The organism is Pseudomonadota bacterium, assembly GCA_013285445.1.
Lineage (GTDB): Bacteria > Pseudomonadota > Gammaproteobacteria > Xanthomonadales > Wenzhouxiangellaceae > Wenzhouxiangella.
In genome coordinates this window covers 3,449,382-3,469,413 of the sequence record CP053448.1, presented here as the reverse complement: position 1 = coordinate 3,469,413, position 20,032 = coordinate 3,449,382, and the positions used below count along the sequence as shown (strand labels likewise).

16 protein-coding genes are annotated in these 20,032 nt (G+C 65.3%); 5 read left to right on the top strand and 11 right to left on the bottom strand.

Features of this window, described 5'->3' with window-relative positions; translation table 11 throughout:
- Nucleotides 1-22 precede the first annotated feature (22 nt).
- Together HND55_15280 and uvrD are read right to left on the bottom strand one after the other, a co-directional pair.
- On the bottom strand, nucleotides 23-865 hold the full coding sequence (locus tag HND55_15280; protein QKK03893.1) for an alpha/beta hydrolase: 843 nt from the start codon (nucleotides 863-865) through the stop codon (nucleotides 23-25).
- A complete protein-coding gene (uvrD, locus tag HND55_15275; protein ID QKK03892.1) occupies nucleotides 862-3,027 on the bottom strand; it encodes a DNA helicase II in 2,166 nt (721 codons plus the stop codon). The genes HND55_15280 and uvrD overlap by 4 nt, the downstream gene beginning before the upstream one ends.
- 171 nt (nucleotides 3,028-3,198) lie before the next feature.
- On the opposite strand from uvrD, the gene HND55_15270 reads away from it, so the two are divergent.
- Both HND55_15270 and HND55_15265 read left to right on the top strand, forming a co-directional pair.
- A complete protein-coding gene (locus tag HND55_15270; protein QKK03891.1) occupies nucleotides 3,199-3,528 on the top strand; it encodes a BlaI/MecI/CopY family transcriptional regulator in 330 nt (109 codons plus the stop codon).
- Nucleotides 3,525-4,856 (top strand): TonB family protein, encoded by a 1,332-nt coding sequence (locus HND55_15265; protein ID QKK03890.1) that lies wholly within the window; start codon nucleotides 3,525-3,527, stop codon nucleotides 4,854-4,856. The genes HND55_15270 and HND55_15265 overlap by 4 nt, the downstream gene beginning before the upstream one ends.
- Before the next feature lie 62 nt (nucleotides 4,857-4,918).
- Here the strand turns inward: HND55_15265 and purD are convergent, their stop codons facing one another.
- The 7 genes from purD to HND55_15230 form a co-directional block, all read right to left on the bottom strand.
- Nucleotides 4,919-6,211: a phosphoribosylamine--glycine ligase gene (gene purD / locus HND55_15260; protein QKK03889.1), complete on the bottom strand. Its 1,293-nt coding sequence runs from the start codon at nucleotides 6,209-6,211 to the stop codon at nucleotides 4,919-4,921.
- Between the two features lie 212 nt (nucleotides 6,212-6,423).
- Nucleotides 6,424-7,965, bottom strand: a complete 1,542-nt coding sequence (purH, locus tag HND55_15255; protein ID QKK03888.1) for a bifunctional phosphoribosylaminoimidazolecarboxamide formyltransferase/IMP cyclohydrolase — start codon at nucleotides 7,963-7,965, stop codon at nucleotides 6,424-6,426.
- A gap of 6 nt (nucleotides 7,966-7,971) precedes the next feature.
- Complete coding sequence (locus HND55_15250) at nucleotides 7,972-8,196, bottom strand: Fis family transcriptional regulator (protein QKK04151.1); 225 nt, start codon at nucleotides 8,194-8,196, stop codon at nucleotides 7,972-7,974.
- 135 nt (nucleotides 8,197-8,331) lie between these two features.
- Complete coding sequence (locus tag HND55_15245) at nucleotides 8,332-9,078, bottom strand: DUF3426 domain-containing protein (protein QKK03887.1); 747 nt, start codon at nucleotides 9,076-9,078, stop codon at nucleotides 8,332-8,334.
- Between the two features lie 10 nt (nucleotides 9,079-9,088).
- Nucleotides 9,089-9,706, bottom strand: a complete 618-nt coding sequence (locus HND55_15240; GenBank protein ID QKK03886.1) for a DUF4124 domain-containing protein — start codon at nucleotides 9,704-9,706, stop codon at nucleotides 9,089-9,091.
- Nucleotides 9,707-9,711: 5 nt separating this feature from the next.
- The gene (gene pyrE / locus HND55_15235) at nucleotides 9,712-10,350 is read right to left on the bottom strand and encodes an orotate phosphoribosyltransferase (GenBank protein QKK04150.1); all 639 of its coding nucleotides are present in this window, start codon (nucleotides 10,348-10,350) and stop codon (nucleotides 9,712-9,714) included.
- 146 nt (nucleotides 10,351-10,496) lie between these two features.
- Nucleotides 10,497-11,009: a hypothetical protein gene (locus HND55_15230; protein QKK03885.1), complete on the bottom strand. Its 513-nt coding sequence runs from the start codon at nucleotides 11,007-11,009 to the stop codon at nucleotides 10,497-10,499.
- Between the two features lie 455 nt (nucleotides 11,010-11,464).
- Here HND55_15230 and xth point away from each other — a divergent pair, with 455 nt between their 5' ends.
- Both xth and HND55_15220 read left to right on the top strand, forming a co-directional pair.
- Nucleotides 11,465-12,232: an exodeoxyribonuclease III gene (xth, locus tag HND55_15225; protein ID QKK03884.1), complete on the top strand. Its 768-nt coding sequence runs from the start codon at nucleotides 11,465-11,467 to the stop codon at nucleotides 12,230-12,232.
- Nucleotides 12,222-13,562: an AmpG family muropeptide MFS transporter gene (locus HND55_15220; protein ID QKK03883.1), complete on the top strand. Its 1,341-nt coding sequence runs from the start codon at nucleotides 12,222-12,224 to the stop codon at nucleotides 13,560-13,562. Before xth ends, HND55_15220 begins: the two co-directional genes overlap by 11 nt.
- Nucleotides 13,563-13,589: 27 nt before the next feature.
- Here HND55_15220 and HND55_15215 read toward each other — a convergent pair whose 3' ends face one another.
- Nucleotides 13,590-16,097, bottom strand: coding sequence for a hypothetical protein (locus HND55_15215; GenBank protein ID QKK03882.1), 2,508 nt, complete (start codon nucleotides 16,095-16,097; stop codon nucleotides 13,590-13,592).
- Nucleotides 16,098-16,319: 222 nt separating this feature from the next.
- On the opposite strand from HND55_15215, the gene HND55_15210 reads away from it, so the two are divergent.
- Nucleotides 16,320-18,563: a hypothetical protein gene (locus tag HND55_15210; protein ID QKK03881.1), complete on the top strand. Its 2,244-nt coding sequence runs from the start codon at nucleotides 16,320-16,322 to the stop codon at nucleotides 18,561-18,563.
- Nucleotides 18,564-18,575: 12 nt separating this feature from the next.
- On the opposite strand, the gene HND55_15205 is transcribed toward HND55_15210, so the two are convergent.
- Nucleotides 18,576-20,018 (bottom strand): hypothetical protein, encoded by a 1,443-nt coding sequence (locus tag HND55_15205; GenBank protein ID QKK03880.1) that lies wholly within the window; start codon nucleotides 20,016-20,018, stop codon nucleotides 18,576-18,578.
- Nucleotides 20,019-20,032 lie beyond the last annotated feature (14 nt).

The following is a 20,032-nucleotide window of genomic DNA, read 5'->3' as shown; positions in this document are numbered from 1 at the left end:
CGGAAGGAGCCGGGTTCGGAGATTACTGGTCATGGTCTTCGATATGGGTCCTGATGGCCGCAGCGATACGCTCGGCCTGATGCATGTGCAGGTGATGTCCGCCGGGACAGCCGAGCGAGCGCTCGTTGCGCACCGCGGCTCGCCTGAGCTTCATCAGGCGTGGTTCCAGCAGGCCGCTGGGCGGGTCGGAATGGATGTTGAGGACCGGCGCCCGGATGGCCGCGATCAGGTCGAGAACCTGCGACTCGGTGCAGTAGCCCGGTGAGGGCCAGGTCAGGCGAAGATCGTGACCCCACTGCCAGCCGCCGTCAACCTCGATCAGGGCACGTTGCGCCAGCAATTCGGCGGCTGCCGGGTCGAGATCGCTGCCCTCGGCCCGTGCCGCGATGGCCGCCTTGCGGCTGGAATGCACGCGCCGAGGCCGCAATCGCGCACGCCGCACGGCACGCTGCCAGTTGGCCGCAGTGCGCTCGGCCGGTGCCGACAGCGGCCCCAGTCCTTCTATCAGGCTTAGTGATCGCACGCGATCGGGCGCGGCCGCAGCGACCACGGTCGCCACCGCACCACCCATTGAATGAGCCAGCAGATGGGCATCGTCCCAGGCGAGTTCGTCGAGCCATGCAAGCACGTCAAAAACGTACTGATTGAAGTTGTAGAACACTCCGTCCGGGCGCGGCGCCGAGCGACCGTGGCCCGGAAAGTCGATCGCGACGAGCTCGATCGTATCGAGGATCCCGGCCAGTGGCAGGAAGGAGTTGGCGTTGTCGAGCCAGCCGTGCAGCGCAAGGACGCGCGGGCCCGAGCGACCGCTGCGCCAGGCGGCGATACGGCCGCGGTCGAGCGTTACGGGTTCAGGTGCCCTCACTCGGCCGGCTCCAGATTGGCGTAGGCCAGCACCAGCCACTTCGGTCCGGCCTGCTCGAAATTGACCTGAACGCGCGCATTGGCGCCCTGGCCCTCGACACCAAGCACGATGCCGGTGCCAAAGCGCGCGTGGGAAACCGTGTCGCCCAGCGCCAGCCGATGGCCGCCCGCCGCGGCTGTCACGGCAGCGCAGGGGCCCGAGCCGGGACGGTGGTGATTGGGCCGGAGGATCTGGCACAGTGCCTCGGGAATCTCGTCGACGAAGCGTGACGGCCTGGACACCTGGGTCTGGCCGTGCAGCTGGCGCGATTCGGCATAGCTGACATAGAGTTGCCGCATGGCGCGGGTCATTCCGACGTAGCACAGTCGCCGTTCTTCGGACAGACGACCGGGCTCCTCGATCGATTTCCGGTGCGGGAAAAGCCCTTCCTCGAGGCCCGCCATGAACACCAGCGGAAACTCCAGGCCCTTGGCAGAGTGCAGGGTCATCAACTGCACGCAGTCCTGCCACTGCTCGCCCTGGTGCTCACCGGCTTCGAGGGCCGCCTGGGCCAGAAAAGAGGCCAGCGGACTGAGCCCGGCCTGTTCGTCCTCGGGCGACTGGCTGAAGGTCTCGGCGGCGCGCACCAGTTCCTCGAGGTTCTCTTCGCGCGCCTCGGCTCGATCCGGGGCTTCGCGCCGGCGATACCAGGCCGACAGCTCGGCGGCGCGCACGACCGCGTCCATGGTCTCGCCCAGGCCGGAATCGGCGGTCTGGCGGCCGAGGGTATCGATCAACTCCAGGAAGTGCCCGACCGCGCTGCCTGCGCGCGCAGGCAGCAGGCGCTGGTCGACCATCATCCGTGCTGCCCGAAACATCGAGCTGGCGCCGCTCTGGGCACGCTCGCGAATCAGGGCGACCGTCCGCTCGCCGATGCCACGCGCCGGAACATTGACCACGCGCTCGAAGGCGGCATCGTCATCGCGGTTATGGATCAGGCGCAGATAAGCCATCGCGTCCTTGATTTCGGCCCGCTCGAAAAAGCGCAGACCGCCGTAGACCCGGTACGGGATATCCTCGGCCAGCAGCTGCTGCTCGAACAGGCGCGACTGGGCGTTGGATCGATACAGCACAGCGATGTCGGCGGCTGATCCGTCCTGTTCGAGCCAGTCTTGAATGCGGGCGACGACAAATTCCGCCTCCTCTTCGGCGCTCCAGGCCGAGAAGACCCGTATCGGCTCGCCGCGCTCACCCTTCGTCCAGAGCTCTTTGCCCATGCGATCGTCGTTGCGCATGATAACTGCATTGGCCGCCTCGAGAATGGTCCCGGTCGAGCGGTAGTTCTGCTCCAGGCGAATGATGCGGGGTTCGAAATGGCGAACAAAATCGTTGACGTTTTCAACCCGCGCGCCGCGCCAGCCATAGATCGACTGGTCATCATCGCCGACCACGAACAACCGGTTGGACTGGCCTGCCAAAGTGCGCACCAGCGCGTACTGGAGCCGATTCGTGTCCTGGAATTCGTCGATCAGGATATGACCGAAACGCTGCTGATACTGCTGTCGCCGCTCCGGATGATCGCGCAGCAGTTCGAGCGCGCGCAACAGCAGTTCGGCGAAGTCGACCAGCCCGGCGCGCTGGCAATAGCTCTGGTAGTGCCGGTAGATCGTGACCTGACCCATCGCCTGCCGGTTGTCGAAAGGTTCGATGTCATCGGGACGGCGCCCTTCGTCCTTGTGGTGATTGATCAAGCCCTGCATCTGGCGCGCCGGGAATTCGCCTTCGTCGAGTTCCAGGTCGCGAATCACCCGCCGGATCAGCCGGTACTGGTCTTCGCTGTCGAGAATCTGGAACGTGTCGGACAGACCGGCCTCCTCAGCGTGCATGCGCAGCATGCGGTGACAGAGCCCGTGAAAGGTGCCGATCCACAGCCCGTCCGGGCGCATGTTGAGCAGGCGGCCGATTCGGCCACGCATCTCCCCGGCGGCCTTGTTGGTGAACGTGACGGCCATCAGCCCCATCGGGCTGATGTGGTGGACCTGGATGAGCCAGGCGATGCGGTGAACCAGCACCCGCGTCTTGCCCGAACCCGCCCCGGCCAGCACCAGAACGTGCCCGTCATCGGCGCTGACCGCCTCGCGCTGGGCATCGTTGAGCTCGTCGAGCAGGTGACTGACGTCCATGGGTCGGGCCGATGCAAGACAGATCGCTCATTCTAAACGCGGTGGCAGCAGCGCATCGGTCCGATTCCTGCGGTCGGTCGCCGTTGACATGACGGACTACATATGTCATCTTTAGTCTGGACTACATTTGTGGGCGACCAGGTGAATATCAGTCCTTCAGAAAGCCGGGTCATGGAAGTTCTTTGGCGCAACAGTCCACTCGAGTCGGGTGAGATCGCAGCGCGCCTGAGACCCGACACGCAATGGAGTCCCAAGACGGTGCGTACGCTCTTGGACCGTCTGGTGGCCAAGCGTGCCGTCGAGCGCACCAGGCGCGGGCGAAACTATTGCTATTCCCCGCGATTGTCCCGGCAGCAGTGGCTGCACCGGCAGACCGAAAGTCTGGTCAAAACCCACTGCGACGGCCGCCTGGCGCCACTGGTCGCCGCCTTCGCCCGGACCGAGCAGCTCAGTGATACGGATCGCGAGGAGATTCGCGCGCTGCTGGAGAAACTCTCATGAGTGAACTCGTGCTCGAATGGCTCGCCAGAGCCAGCCTGCTTGTCACGCTGCTCGTTCCGATGGCCTGGGCCTGCAGCGCGCTGTTGCGGCGATTCGTCGGCGCGCGCGCCGGCTATGCAGCCTGGATCCTCGTGTTGCCTGCGCTGACGCCCAGACTGTCCTTCCTGACCGGGCTCGCGCCATTCCCCGGCGCCGGCTTGATCGGGTCGGCCCGGCTCGAAACGTTTCGCGTCGGTGTCAACTCGAGCGCAGCAGCCTGGCCGTCGGGCCTGGTCTTGACGGTGTGGCTGGCTGGCGCCTTCGGGCTTGCCCTGTGGGCGGTTATGCGTCAGCGGCGTTTCGAGTCGATCCTGGATTCGGGTGCCGGGATTCCGGGCCGGGTTGACGACGAACGCCGGCGGCTTGCGCGACAGGGGCTGCCGGCATGGGTTGGCCTGCGTCTATCGGGCACTGTCCCGGGAGCGATGATTGTAGGCGCTTTTCCGCCCCGCCTTTACTTGCCGGCGGACGGGCGCGTACCCGACGAGGTCATCGCGCATGAGATTGCCCATATTCGCCACGGCGACCCCTTCTGGCGCGTTCTGGCATCAGCGCTGCGCTGCACGTTCTGGTTTCTTCCCTGGGTTCACTTCGCCTGGACGGAGCTGACCAGGGCGCAGGAGCTGGCGGCCGACGAGGCGGTGATTGCCCGTCTGGACCGGAAGCAAAAACGACACTACGCCGGCCTGCTGGCCGGCGCCTGCGGCGTGCGCGGGTCCGGGTCCGGGTCCGCACTGGGCTGGTCAAATCGGTCACTCGTCAAGGAGCGCATCAAGATGATGGCAATGAAACCCTGTTTTCCCCGGTCGCTGCGGGCCAGCCTCGTGCTCGTCGTCGTGGCAACCGTATCAGTCACCGTCGCAGTTGCAACCGCCGGTGCGGCAAACCCGGACCGGCAAGCCGGGCCAAACCAGGCACGCGAGCACTATGACCGGTCATCCGGGCAGCTGTCACCAGAGGCTGCAGAGGCGGAAGCGAAGTTACTGGCGATGCAGCAACGAGATCCGCTCGAAGGAGATCGCCTTGTACCAGTCGTTCGAATCCAGCCCCGCTACCCCAGGCAGGCGGCAGAGGACGGGGTGACCGGCCACGTGACAATGGAAGCAAGGCTTACCGAACACGGCCAGGTCATCGACATCGAAGTCCTCGAGTCCGAGCCCGCGGGTGTTTTCGATGCTGAAGCGGTCCAGGCCTTCAGCCAGTGGCGCTTCGTGCCGGTCTCTCCCGATGAATCCGGTCCGCCCGAACCCGTTCGCATCCGACAGGTCATCGAGTTTGTGCTCGACTAGTCGGGCTGATGTGCCTGGCTGCGATGCCGTGCACCACAGATCGGCAAGGATTCGGGCGGTACTCAGCCGCTGGCGGCCGGTCGCTGGATGGCCCTAAAGCCGATGTCGGTGCGGTAGAACGCGCCCTCGAAGCCGATCTGGGCGATCCACTGATAGGCGCGCGCCTGAGCGGTTTTCGGCGAGTCGCCAAGGGCGCACAATGCCAGGACGCGCCCGCCGGCGGTGACCACACGGCCCTCGTCGTCGAGCCGGGTGCCGGCGTGAAAGACCTTGACGTCCTCGGGAAAGTCGCCATCCAGGCCGGTGACCGGCATGCCCTTGTCGTAGCGGCCGGGATAGCCGCCGGCAGCCATCACCACGGCCAGGGCGGTGCGCTCGTCCCAGCGCAGCTCGATTTCGCCGAGCCGGCCGGCAAGGGCCTGCCCGATGATCCCGGCCAGGTCGGATTCAAGCCGCATCAGGATCGGTTGGGTCTCCGGGTCGCCGAAGCGAACGTTGAATTCGAGCACCTTCGGCCCGGTTGCCGTCAGCATGACGCCGGCGTAGAGAAAGCCGGTAAACGGACAGCCGCTCTGGGCCAGTCCGGCAAGCGTTGGCCTGATGATGTCGTCCATGATGGTCTTGTGCATGGGCGCATCGACCGCCGGTGCCGGCGAATACGCGCCCATGCCGCCCGTGTTGGGGCCGAGGTCGCCGTCGTCGCGGCGCTTGTGGTCCTGGCTGGAGACCAGCGGCAGCACCTGGGTGCCGCTGGCGACGACGATGAAGCTGGCTTCTTCCCCGACCAGGAATTCCTCGATGACGACCCGGCTTCCGGCCGCTCCAAACGCGGCGCCGGAAAGCATGTCGTGGAGGGTTGCGCGTGCGCTCTGCTCGTCTTCGACGATGACCACGCCCTTTCCGGCCGCGAGCCCGTCGGCCTTGAGCACCACCGGCAATCCGCTGGCGCGAATGAACTTCATGCCCTCCTCGACCGACTCGACCACGGCATAGCCGGCTGTCGGGATGCCGTGGTCCGCCATGAACTGTTTGGCAAAGGCCTTGGATGACTCCAGCCGTGCGGCATCGCGCCGCGGTCCGAAGCAGGCCAGGCCGGCGCTCTCAAAGCGATCGACGATGCCGGCAGCCAGCGGCGCCTCGGGGCCGATGACGGTCAGCGCCACCCGCTCTTCGCGGGCCAGCATCAGCAAGCCGTCAATGTCTTCCGCGTCAACCTCGGCATTGCGCACGCCGGCCTCGCGGGCCGTGCCGGCATTGCCGGGTGCCACGATCACCTCATCGACCCGCTCCGATTGCGCCAGCTTCCAGGCCAGCGCATGCTCGCGACCCCCGCTTCCGACAACCAGGATTTTCATGGACTGAACTCGGGCTTTGTGTTCGGCATCATTGTAGTCGGGAGATTCTAGCCCGCATTATTCATGAATTCACTCGCGCCCTTGCTTGCGCCTTGTCCGCACAGCGGATTTTCCTCCCTCGGAAATACAGCCTGGTATTCCGCTCGGTCGGAAAATCCGCTGTGCGAACAAACCCCTGCGCAATCATCGCGGCGATTCATGAATAATGCGGGCTAGTGTCTGAAGTGGCGCCGGCCGGTCAGGAGCATGGCGATATTGTGCCGGTTGCAGGCGTCGATGACTTCGCTGTCGCGTTTCGAGCCGCCTGGCTGAATGATCGCGCGGATACCGCGTTCGGCGGCGGCCTCGATGCTGTCGGCGAACGGGAAGAAGGCGTCTGAGGCCATGACCGCGCCGTCGAGTGACAGGCCAGCCGCGTCGGCCTTGAGCGCGGCAAAACGAGCCGCATCGACCCGGCTCATCTGACCGGCCCCGATACCGAGCGTGGCGCTGTCGCGCGCGTAGACAATGGCGTTCGAGCGCACCAGACGCACGGCCGACCAGGCAAAGCGCAGGTCATCGAGCTCGGCGTGATCGGGCGCACGTTCTGTCACCACGTCCATTCGCGGCACGGTCTGCCAGTCGTCGGCCGACTGCACCAGCCAGCCGCCGTCGATGGCGCGCAGCTCAAGCGGCGGCGGTGCGGCGTCGCCGGGAGTCAGGACGCGCAGGTTGGGCTTGGCGGCCAGTTGTGCGCGCGCCTGGGCACTGACTGCCGGCGCGATCAACACCTCCACGAATTGCCCGAGCAGACCCTCGGTCAATTCGGCGTCGACTTCGCGATTGACCGCGATGATGCCGCCAAACGCGGAGGTCGGATCACAGGCGAGCGCCTTTTTCCAGGACTCGACCAGAGTGGGGCCGCAGGCGGCGCCGCAGGGGTTGGTGTGTTTGACGATGACGCAGGCCGGTGATTGGCCCAGGCTTCTCACGCCGGCCCAGGCGGCGTCGGCGTCGAGCAGGTTGTTGTAGCTCAGCGGTTTTCCCTGCAGCGGCTGGCAGCCGGCCAGGCCACGGGCCTCCTGGCCGCGGACCCGGTAGACGCCGGCGGCCTGATGCGGGTTTTCCCCGTAACGCAGTGACTGGATGGTGTCGAGCGTGAGGTTGATTCTCGCCGGCAGCTCGCTGTCGGCGTCGTGGTCCGAGAGCCACTGGCTGATCTGGCCGTCGTAGGCGCAGGTGTGTGCAAAGGCACGCGTGGCCAGCTCGCGGCGCGCCGGTTCCCCAGGCAGTTCCGGCAGCGCGTCGATCAGGGACGGGTAATCGCCCGGGTCACACAGCACGCAGACCTCGCGGTAGTTCTTGGCCGCTGCCCGCAGCAGAGCCGGGCCGCCAATGTCGATGTTCTCGACCGCCTCGCCCAGGGTGCAGTCAGGACGTGCCACGGTCGCGGCGAACGGGTAGAGGTTGACCACCACGATATCGATGCGCTCGATACCGTGTTCGGTCATCACCTCGGCATCGATTTCGCGCCGGCCAAGAATACCGCCGTGGATCTTCGGGTGCAGTGTCTTGACCCGGCCGCCCATGATCTCCGGGAAACCGGTCAGCTCGCTGACCTGGGTGACCGCCAGGCCCGCCTCGCACAGCGCCCGTGCGCTGCCTCCGGTCGAGAGCAGGCCGAAGCCGGCCTCAACCAGGGCGTTGGCGAGTTCGACCAGCCCGCGCTTGTCGGATACGCTCAGCAGCGCCCAACGACGGTGAGTTGCGGCCATACAAGGTCAGTCCAGCTGGTATCGGCGAACGCGATTGCGCAGCGTCGTGCGGGTAATCCCGAGCATTTCGGCCGCACGGGACTGATTGCCGTCGGCGTGGACGAGCACGGTCTCGATCAGGGAACGCTCCACTTCGTTCATGACCAGCTTATGCAGGTTATCCGGCTGAGTCTCGCCCATGTCGTCGAAGTACCGCCTGACAACATGGCGAACGACATCAGCCAGGCGCATCTCCTGATCCGTGGCGGTGGCAGACAACACTCAGTCCCTCTTGATGAAAACGGTTGCAGGCGAGCCTGACGGCGGGCCTGTAACCATAGCATAATCGTCGCCCTGCCCGGGTGGTCCGGTGTCGATCCTGGCTGTTCAGCCGGCCGGGAGGAAGCGAATCTGGAAGCCGGAGGGCCGCGTGGTGCCGATAACGAACTCCATCAGCAGTGGCACCATGATCTCGGGCCTGAGGCCGTCGTCGATTGCGTCGGTGCTATGCAGGTACTGTTCCGGATGAACGCGCTGGGCGGCAAGCACCTGCTGGCTGCCATCGTAGAACCGCAGCTCGATGACTGGAAACGGCAGCGCGACGGTGGTCTGATTGCGCAGCGTTGCGCTGACGATGACCGCGTCGTCAAGGCTGGGGTGCGGGTGCATGTCGCGCGACAGGATCTGGATTGCATCGTTGGGGTCGAGCGCGCTGCTGTCGACTGGAGCGTCGCGCAACCAGGCCGCCACCGGGGATCCGGGCGTTTGCCATAGCTGCCAGAACTGGATCAGCGCAACGATGAGCAAGACCACCGTAGCAGCAGGCCACATCCAGGCCCGGCTTCCGGTGGCGGGTTCTTCGGTCTCGAAGCCCGCCGGCAGGTCTTCTTCGGGGCCGAAGGGATTGACCTCCATCGGCAGCTCGGCCTGAACCAGCTCCGGATTGTCGAGCATGGGTGGCATGCCGCTGCCGCTCAACGGCACATCGTTGTCATCCGGATGCTCGGCAAACAGCTCGGAGAGTGAATTGAAGGTTTTGCCACAGTTGCCGCAGCGTACCACTCCGGCGGCTTCAGCCAGGCTGCCCGCATTGAGCGTGTAGACCGCCTGGCAGGCAGGGCAGCGGGTAAACACCGGCGCTGCCTCAACCGTCTTCCGCGCTACCGGTCAGCGCCCGGTATCGCTCAAGATCGGCCAGCAGTCGCTCACGCGTTCGCTCCTCACGCTGATTGAGCGCGTCGAGATCACTGCGCAGGCGGCGCAGCTCGTCACGTGTCTCGCTGATGGACGCCTGCAGCGGCTGCGGAACCGGGTTGCCCTGACGGGAGTGATTGGCCGCCTGGCCAATGAGTGATTCGAAGCGGCTCTCGACCAGGTTGACCGCCATGCGAATGGAGGTGCGCTGGCTGTTGATGCTGGTCATCTGTGTCTCCAGCGTGTCGATCAGGTCCTGTTCACTGGAGTAAGTCGCCAGCAGCATGCGGTCCCGGGTTTGCTGGGTGCGCTGCTCGGCCTCCTGACGCGCCTGCTCGGCCCGCAGCTCCCGGCGACGCTTCAGCTCCTCTGGCGGCAGGGCAGGCTCGACGCGTTCGCGTACGGTGCCGTCGGGCCCAAGTCGCTCGTAGCCGTAATCAGCGAACTCGGGCGGCACGGACTGGCCGTAATGGGTCTCGCCGTTCTCGTCGACCCAGCGATAGACCGACTGTGCCAGAACGGGACCGGCAGCGGTCAGCATCAGTAAAAGCAGCAGGCGAATCTTCATGACCATCACGCGCCGTAACGATTTCGATAGCCTATCATGGCCTCCAGCGGCTTGTTGGCTCCCCGTTCATCGAGCCATGTCACCAGATCGTCAAGCGCGGCAATGCTGATGACGGCCAGACCGTCGGCCCGTATTGCGTCGGCGGCGGAGCGCTCGTCCCGGCCGCGTTCCTGGCGATCGAGCGCGATCGCGATGCCGGCGGCTATGGCACCGCCCGATTCGATCAGGTCAATCGACTCCCGGATCGAGGTGCCGGCCGAAATCACGTCGTCGACGATCAGCACGCGTCCGCGCAATGGCGCACCGACCAGATGACCGCCTTCGCCGTGATCCTTGGCCTCCTTGCGGTTGTAGGCAAACGGCACGTCGATGCCGTGGTCGCGTGCGAAGCTCACGGCGATGGCGGTCACCAGCGGAATGCCCTTGTAGGCCGGGCCATAGAGCATATCGAAGGGGGTGGGGTCAGCCAGGATGGCTTCGGCATAGCAGCTCGACAGCGTCGCGATGGCCGAACCGGTGCTGAATTGGCCGGCATTGAAAAAATACGGGCTCTGGCGACCGGATTTAAGCATGAACGCGCCGAAGCGCAGGGCTTCGACGCGATGGGCGAGTTCAAGAAACCGGGCGGTCCAGGGCTTGAGCATCTCGCCGCTCATTCTAGCCTGTCAGGGCAGCCCGCATCCGGAATGTTGCGGCGCCGGGAACACCGGGCCAGTCGACTCGACCGACTCCGGAGCACGACAGACCCGCCGCTGCCCGGGCGGCAGTCCCGGGCAGCGGCTTGTTGTCGTCAGGGAATGTCCTTGCGACCGGCGTCGGAGTACATGATGCTGCGCAGGTGGCGCTGGGCCCACTCCTGTTCTGAGCGCCATTCGTCGACCGACTTGCATTCGGTGACCTTGAAGTTGGTGCCCACCTTATGCCGGCGACGACACAGTACCTGGGTCTCGTCACGCCCGACCACCACTTTCTCGAGACGGGCGTGCAGGTTGAACAGGCGTGCCTGGGCATCGCCGTTCATCGATTCGACGCTGTCGTAGCGCGCCAGCAGGCGATCAAGGCTTTGCCGGACTTCGGCGAAATCCGCAAGATCGCGATCGTTGAATTCGCGCAGTTCGCCCTGGGTGATGGCCGCATCGAGCTCGGTCAGAAATTCCCGATACTCGGAAATCGAGATCTCGGTGGGGTTGAGCATGGACGTATCGGAGTCGGCTTCCGGCCGTGTCTGCTGGGCGCCGCAGGCAGCCAGCATGAACACCAGGCAGACGATCATCAGGGCGTTGAGAGATGAAAAGCGGGTCATGGGTGGAGCTCCTGTTAATATACGATCTTAATCGTACGAATGAATTAATCTTTTGTCAACCCGACCCGTGCCGGGTCTCGGTGTGCGGACTTCCGGAGCTATGAGACCGTCAGGGAGCCTCTGAACAACTCTGCGCGGAGCGCGTTTCTGTCGCAAATGCCGCAGATCGTGTGGTGCGACTCGAGTGACAGTAGCCGTAGCTGCGGCCGAGGGGCGCAACGCGCGAGATGCGGCATTTGCGGCGAAACCCTGCGGGACGGGGCTTTGCGGGCGACCCGCTGCGTTTCGGCTCACTCATTTGGAATGACCAAACCACGCTCGCCGAAGCCACATCGGGTCATCCCGCAAAGATCCGTCGCGCCCGCGCAGAGTTGTTCGGAGGCTCCTTAGTAAATGCTGTCTGGCACGGCAAGGGCGCGGTAACATGAGCCGCTCTCGTCGAGGTCTCGCCACTCATGCGTGTCATCACGTTCAACGCCAACGGCATTCGCGCTGCCCATCGCAAGGGATTCTTCGACTGGCTGGGCAGGCAGGACGCCGATCTGGTCTGCATTCAGGAGACCAAGGCCCAGCACTGGCAGCTGCTCGGTCGCGACTTCTTTCCGGTTGGCTACCACTGCTATTACCACGACGCCCGGAAGAAAGGTTACTCCGGTGTGGCCCTGTATTCGCGGCAGCAGCCGGTGCGCGTTGTCTACGGCCTGGGCTGGGAGGAGTTCGACCGCGAGGGCCGCTGGCTGCAGGCCGACTTTTCCAGTCTGAGCGTGGTATCTCTCTACCTGCCTTCGGGCACCTCGAAAGAGGAGCGCCAGCAGTTCAAGTACCGCTGTATGGAGCGCCTGCAGCCGCATCTGGAAGAACTGGCCAGGCACGATCGTGAGTACGTGATCTGCGGCGACTGGAACATCGCGCACCGGGAAATCGATTTGAAGAACTGGAAGGCCAACCAGAAGAATTCGGGTTTTCTGCCCGAAGAGCGCGCCTGGCTCGACGAGGTGTTCGGGCCGGTCGGCCTGGTCGACGTTTTCCGGACGATCGACCCCGATCCGGATCGCTACACCTGGTGGTCGCAGCGCGGCCGGGCCCGCGAGAACAACGTGGGCTGGCGCATCGACTACCAGGTCGCCACGGCCGGTCTGGCCGGTCGCGCCCGGTTGGCCGAGATCTACACCGGCGAGAACTTCTCCGACCATGCGCCGCTGGTCATCGACTATGACGACTGAACCCGGGTCCGATCGCTGGCAGCGTGCCTGGGCGGTCTACAAGCGGCCAAGCGTTCTGCGCATGCTCCCCCTGGGCTTTTCAGCGGGCCTGCCGTACATGCTGGTGTTTTCAACCCTGACCGCCTGGTTGCGTGACGAGGGCGTGTCGCGCACGGCGATCGGCTTTTTTGCCTGGATCGGCATCACCTACTCGATCAAGGTCCTGTGGTCGCCGGTGGTTGACCGGATTCGCTTGCCGCTGCTGACCCGCGCGTTCGGCCAGCGCCGCGGATGGATGCTGCTGGCGCAGCTTGGCATCATGTGCGGACTGGCCGGTATGGCGCTGACCGACCCGCTCTCGCAGCTTGCCCAGATCGCCGTGCTGGCGCTGCTGGTCGCCTTCTGCGCCGCCACGCAGGACATCACCATCGACGCCTTCCGCATCGAGTCCGACGCCGACGAGTTCCAGGCTGCGCTCGCGGCAACCTACGTGCTTGGCTACCGCCTGGCGCTGCTGGCCACCGGCGCCGGGGCGCTCTACATTGCCGATTTTGCCAGCTGGACCCTGGCCTACCTGTGCATGAGTGCACTGGTGCTGGTGGGTATGGGGGCGGTGCTGACCTCGCCCGAACCGACCTCGCTGGAACGGCTGGATATTGAGCGCGATCCGCTGGTCCAGGCCTACCGGCAGCGTTCACGCCTGTCGGGCTGGCCACAGGATGTGGTTGCGTGGATCACCGGTGCCGTGGTCGCGCCGCTGACCGATTTCCTGCGCCGCAACGGCTGGCTGGCTCTGCCGATCCTGGCCCTGGTCGGACTGTTCAAGGTCTCCGACATTTCGATGGCTGCCATGGCCAATCCGCTGTATCTGGACCTGGGCTTCAGCCTCAGCCAGATCGCCACCGTGACCAACGTATTCGGGATCGCCATGACCATCCTGGGCGGGCTGATCGGCGGTGTGCTGGTGGCGCGTTTCGGGATGATGCCGATGCTGCTGGCGGCTGCCATCGCGGTGGCGGTGACCAATCTGCTGTTTGCCTGGCTGGCGACCATCGGTCCGCAACTCTGGGCGCTGGTCATGACCATCGGCGCGGACAATCTGGCCAACGGGCTGTCGGCGACGGTGTTCATCGCCTGGCTGTCGTCGCTGGTCTCAAGACGCTACACGGCGACCCAGTACGCGTTGTTCAGCTCCTTCATGACCCTGCCGGGCAAGCTGCTCGGCGGGCCTTCGGGCTGGATCGTCGACCAGGCCGGCTACGTGGTCTTCTTTGTCTACGCCTCGGCCCTGGGCATTCCGGCCATAGTGCTGATTATCTGGCTGATGGTAGATCGGTCCCGGGCCGCCTGAACGGCCCGGGCGGTTCGCTGACGATGCTCAGGGCTGTTCGAACCGGTCGCTGAAAACGCCGTCGATGAAGAATTCGTAGGCACCCATGTCGGCCCGGCCGTTGAACGCGCGCGGAAACGGCGCAGTGCGCTGATCGTGGCTGACCGAGGTGACCGGGTTGGCGGCATCGATGGCCGGCGAGGTCTCCGCCAGCGCCCGGGTGGGCGTGGGGCCGCCGTTTCCGGCCAGCGCTTCGAGCTGGGCGCTGTACCCGGTGATATTGCCGCTGCCGGCCGGCAGGCCGGCAGCGGGCGCCTGGATCAGCGAGTAGTCCAGGTAGCGATTGCCGCCGCCGATGATCGCCAGGTCAAGTGCGCCGTACGGCCCGGTGTTGTCGGAAAAGATGGAGTTCTCGACGGTGACATCGGTGACCGCGCTGTCAAGCACGGCGCCGCCGGGTTGCGCAATGCCCTGAAGCTGGATGCCGCCGGGCTCCACGGGCCCGGTGGGTCCGGTGGCGACGTTGTGGCTGACGGTGATGAAGTCGGCCACGATGCCGCCGGCCAGCAGACCACCCGCTGTTTCCGCCTCGTTGCCGGTAATCGTCACGTTGGTCAGCTGCGGCGGTGAGCCGGGCGGGCCCGCAACCATCAGTCCGCCGGCGACAATGGCGGTGTTGTCCACGAAGGTCGAATAGCCGATGCTGGCGCCGCATTCACCCACATAGGCTCCACCACCATAATTGGCGCTGTTGCCGGCGATGATCGAACCACTGACGCTGGCGAAATAGCAGCCGGGTGAGACCATATAGATGCCGCCTCCGTTGTAGTTGGCCTGGTTGTTGGTGACAGTGCTGTACTTGACCAGGAGTTCGCCGCCGTACGTGCCCGCGCCGCCGGAGGCCGGCGCGCTGTTGTCTGAAATGATCGAATACCCCGCGGCGGCGATTCCGCCGTAAAGAGACAGGATCCCGCCGCCGCCCTGGCTTGCCTGGTTGGCCGCAATCGTGCCGTAGGTGGCCAGGACCAGGCCGCCCGAGGTGATGCCCCGGTCGGGCATGGATCCTGTTTTTGCCGCGACGGGTGTGGGCAGAAGGCCGGCCTGCAGTCCCCCGCCGGTTCCGGCCTGGTTTAACGCGACCGTGCTTTCATACAGGCCAATGGAGCCGCCGTCGAAGGCCAGTCCACCGCCACCCGCGCCAGTGTATGCGGTGTTGCCGACCAGCAGGGTGTCGTAGTAAAGCCGGGCCTCGCCATCGCTGAACGCGGCGACGGCCCCGCCGCCGCCGTAGCTTCCGCCGCCATCGCCGCGCAGTTCGGCAAAGCTGCCGGCCTGGCGTATCGGTCCACCCCCGCCCCCGCTGATCTGGTTGTAGGCGAACACCGAATAGATCGCACCCAGTTCGCTGTAGTCGTATTTCACTGCCGCGCCACCGCCGTAGCGCGACGACTGGTTGAATACGACGTCGACGTCGGTCAGGACGGCTGAGCCCGGACCGTACAGCGCGGTCGAGAGGCCGCGACCGCTGCCGAAGGCATTGGGTTCCGGCACCACCACTCCGCCATAGGTCGATCCGACCAGCAGCCCGCCACCGTCGTAGGCGGCCTGGTTGCTGCTGACGCTCGATCCGGACACGGTAATCGAGGCTTGCGCCCCGATCGCGATACCGCCCCCGGCGGCTGCATCGTTGCCGCTGATGATGCTGTCGGCAATACTCGCCGTGGCGCTGTCGCCAAAGGCCAGGCCGCCGCCGAATGTGGCACCGTTGTCGTTAATCGTTGCGCCCTCGATCAGGGCGTCGACCGTGCCGAAGACGGCAATCGCGCCACCAGTCTGCCCGGCCGTGTTGTAGTAGAACTGCGAGTTTTCGACGACCAGGGACGGTGATCCGAAGGCGAGCAGAGCGCCGCCGGCTTGCCCGGTTGCTGGAACTCCGCCCCGCAGGATGGCGCCCACCGAATTCGATTCGAACCGGCAGTTGTTTACCGACAGCGAGGAATAGATCGCGCTGACCGCGCCACCGTAGGCCGAGCTGCCGGCATTATTGCCGGTGATCACGCAGTCTCCGAGCGCCACGCTGGCGCCGAATATCGCTGCGACTGCCGCGCCGCCGTATGGGTCGTTGACGTAGCCGTCGGTCAGCGTTAGACCCGTGAGTGACATGGACGCGCCCGGATTGACACCGAGGATGCGCGTGGTGTCATTGCCGCTGATCGTGATCTCCGTCGCGCCGGGGCCGGTGATGGTGATCTCGCTCTGGACAAGCAGCAACGTGGCTTCGGTCAGTAACAGCGTGCCGCTGAGGCTCGAATCGAAGACGATCTCATCGGCGCCGCTGCCGGCGGTGCAGCCGGAAACAGCGGTGTCGGCATTGGCCGCCGCAACGGCGTCGCGCAGCGTGCATTGACCAGCAAGGCTGCCGTCGTCGAGCGTGTCAACCGTAATGGTGGCTGCCTGCAGTCCCGATGCGCCCAGCGCCAGGCTGACGGCTGCGCTCAGCGGAGCCATCGTGGGCTTGAGCTGCTGCTTGAGCAGATACTTGGCGTGTTGTGTCATGACCGTTTTCCCCTCGAGTAAGACGTCTGGCCCGATTGCCCTGTGCCGGTTTGTTGATCCTGGTGCGCCAGGGCCTCGATACAGGCAGTTTTAACATACCGGGTTTGGGCGTTCCAGTGTTCGGGCCGGCGTCGAGCGCCGGTACGAATTGGCCCGGGCGGGGCGATCGGTCATAATAGGTTGGCTTCAACCATCTGACGCGTGAAAACCTGAGCTTCCGCCATGGGTGACGCCCCACCGCACGCGCGCGTTCAATACCGGTTTGGTCACTGGACTCTCGATCCAGACCAGCGCCTGTTGCTTGACTCGGCGACGCCGGTGTTCCTTCAGGGCCAGACCTTTGATCTGCTGTTGTATCTGGTGCGCAATCCCGGTCGGGTTGTCGGCAAGGACGAACTGCTGAAAGGGGCCTGGGGACACAGCTGTCTGACCGATTCGGCGATCACCCAGGCGGTTCGCCGCCTGCGCAAGGCACTGGGCGACAGCGGCCGCCGCCAGTCCATCATTCGAACGGTTCACGGCCGTGGTTTCGAGTTTCTGCCGTCCGTGCAGGTCGACGTTTGCCAGCCCCGGCCACCGGACGGCGGCTGGACGTGGCCCCGCCTCGCCCCTGTGCTGGCTGGGTTTCTCATCGTTGCGGTGCTGGTCGTTCTCGGCGTTGTGTGGCGCCCCGGGCACACACCATCGACCGTTGCCGCCAAAGCGCCTGCATGGCGCCTGCTGATCGAGCCGCTTGAAGGCCTTGCCGGTATTGATGAAGAGTGGCAATGGCTGGTCGAGGGGCTGCCGGCCACCGTTGAAGCGCTTCTGCGGGACCATCCTGCCATGGAAATACTCGGATCGGCAGCGGTTCCCGAGCTGCTTGAACTGCCCCCGGGCCAGCGGGCGCGGGGCGCCGGCGCCGATCTGTATCTGACCATGCGGCTTGACCGAATCGATGGTCGCTTCAGCTTGTTCTGGCAATTGCGCCAACCTGGACAAGACTCTGATTTGCGCAGCGGTGACCTGACGGGTCCCGATCCGGGTCTGCTGGTCCGCCAGCTGGTCGACCAGGTCAGGAATGCGACAACCCGCGGCAGCTTCCCGGTTCGGGTCGCGCACAAAACCGTACTTGACGATCCACTGGCCGTGGAGCTCTACACCCGGGCAATGCAGGCCATTGCCAGCGAACAGCGCGTGGCGGCGGCCAAACTGCTCGACGCGGCGCTGACCCGACAGCCGGACAGCGCTTTGCTGCAGGTCGCCCTGGCCAAGGCGCGCTTCGATCCGGCCAATCAGGCCGGTGAGGCTCTGGACGGCTACCAGGAACTGATCGACCAGATCCCCGATGCTGAGCCGATCGCGCGCGCCTGGCTGGCGCATGAGCTGGGGACCGAGCTGTGGTTCTACGGCAATACCCGTGCCGCCGAGGCCTTCCTCGAAGAAGCTCTGGCGCTGATCGAGCCCCATCACGAACCGCTGTTGCGTGGCCGCATTCTCAACAGCCTGGCTTTCGTTCAACAGTCCCGTAACCGGTACTCGGTGGCCTGGGAAACGGCGCTGGATGCCGAGCGCCTGTTGCGTGGGTCGGACTCTCCCTACTTTCTGAGCATGGTCCTGACCAATCTGGGTTATCTGGCCGAGGATTTCGGGCGCCTGCTCCAGGCCCGGGAATTTCATCTGGAAGCCCTGGCGCTGCGTGAACAGATCGGGGTCGACGAGTTGACTGCCGCATCGGAATACGGGATTGCCCGAATCGAACGACGCCTCGGACAGCTGGCCCGGGCCAGCCAACGTCTCGAAACCAATCTTGAGCGTTCCGGGGTCGACAACCGCCCGTTCGACCGCTTCGACAATCTCGAGGAACTGGCCGAGGTGCGCATGCGACAGGGCCGCTTTGCCGAAGCGGCGGCGCTGCTCGATCAGGCCGGGGCCATTGCGGCAGAAAGCAATGATGAAATCGGCCTGGCCTGGACCGACGAAGTGCGCGCCCGGCTCGGTATTGCATCGGGCCAGGTCGCGCCGGAACTGCTCGCGCGCATCGAGCAGGCCAGGCAGCGGTTCGAGGCCCTGGGCGAGGCACAGGAGGCATTCACCGCCCGGCTCAGCGCGGTCGAGATCATGCAGATGCTGGGCCAGACCGGCGACAGTGGCACCGTCCTGACCAGTCTGAAAGATCATCCCGCGCTTGCCAATCCGGTCCACCAGATCCGTTTTCAGATGATCCTGGCCCGGCAGGCCGAACTGGCCCGGCGCGACGAGCAGGCCGAAGAGCTGCTGACCGACGCGCTCAAGCGCGCGCGTCAGCTCGGTTCGGTGGACCAGGAAGCCGCCGTTGCCCTGCGGCTGGCACGGCGCGCCCTGGCGCGCAACGATGCGTCCAGCGCCGAGCGGTTCGTTCGCATTGCGCAGCGCTGGAGCCCGGAGCATTTCCGCACACTGGCGCTCGATGAGCGCCTGCACCAGCAACGATCCTCAACCCGATAGTTTCCGGGCCGATCAGGGCAGCTGCTCGAAGCGATCGCCAAAGATCCGTTCGCCGGCCAGCCGCATCGCCAGCATGTCCTGATTGTCGGGCTCAGCCACCTTGGCGCTGCCGGCGATAATCGCCTGGCCGTGCCGGGTAATTGCGATCGCGGCGCCCGTTTCATCGCTGATGCCCGCCAGTCCGTAGTGCACCCGACCGGCGTTGCCGAAGGCGGGATCCGGCAAGCCACCAGGCGTCAGCCGGACGATGCCGGCATCGGCCCCACTGGACCGGGCCGCCTGGCCGGCCAGGTAGATTCGGCCCTGATCGTCGAGCGCGCAGTCAACTGCTTCGTCGCGGAGGTTTTCGCCCAGGTCGAAGGCCACCAGCACATGCCCGGTGCCTCCTGGGCCGAACGTCGTATCCGGTGAACCATCGCCGAGCAGACGTACCGCCACCATATCCTGGTTTAACCCGTCGGACCGGGCCGAGCCGGCCAGCAGGATGCGGCCGGCGGCATCTCGCTGCATCGCGTAGGCGAAATCTTCCCCGTCGCCGCCCTGATCGATGGCCACGCGGCTCGTGCCGCTGTCGGCAAAGGTGCTGTCGATGCTGCCATCGGCCAGCAGTCGTGTGACAAACAGGTCCGTGTTGCTGTCGCCCGAGACGTCGACTGTAACGCTACCGGCGACCAGAATCTTCCCCTCGTCGGTCAACGACACGGCCATGGCCAGCGTTTCCGGAACGCTCCCGGGAAGTGCACTGAAGCGCGCAATGCCCTGATCGGCAAAACCCGTATCGAGGCTGCCGTCGGGGTTGAGGCGGGCGGCGACCGCCAGGATCTGTTGATCGACTTCCAGCTCAACCAGCACTGCGCCAACCAGCACGATACGGCCATCGGGTTGAATCAGCAGGTCGTTGAGCAGCGTGAAGCCGCCCAGGCCGTTTTCATCGACCGCGAAGGTCACCCGTCCATCGGGGCCGAAACCCGAATCCAGCGCTCCGTTTGGGGTTAGCCGGGCCACGCCCCAGAAGGAAAGGGGGTCATTCTCGTCGCTTTGCGCCGTCCCGGCCACCAGAATCCGGCCCTGGTCGTCTATGGCCACCGCCCCGGCCTGATCGGCCGTGCCGTCGAGATCGAAGTTAACCGTCTGCCGGCCGTTCAGGCCGAAGCCGGTATCGATGCCGCCGTCGGCCAGCAAGCGGGTCACGGCAAAAGCCTGGAACGTCATTTCACCGCCGGCCGGCGCGATTGGACTGCTGCCGGCGACGTGGGCCGATCCGGCAATCACGATGCGCCCGTCACCCTGCAGCGCCATGGCAAAGGCCTGGTCGGTGTTCTGCCCGCCCTGATCAAAAGGCACCAGGGTGAATCCGCTATTGCCGAAACCGCCGTCCAGCGAGCCGTTGTCGGCCAGCACTGTGCCACTGAGTGCGACGATCAGACTCACAACGATCATGACTTTCACTTTCATGCTCCTCGATCTCA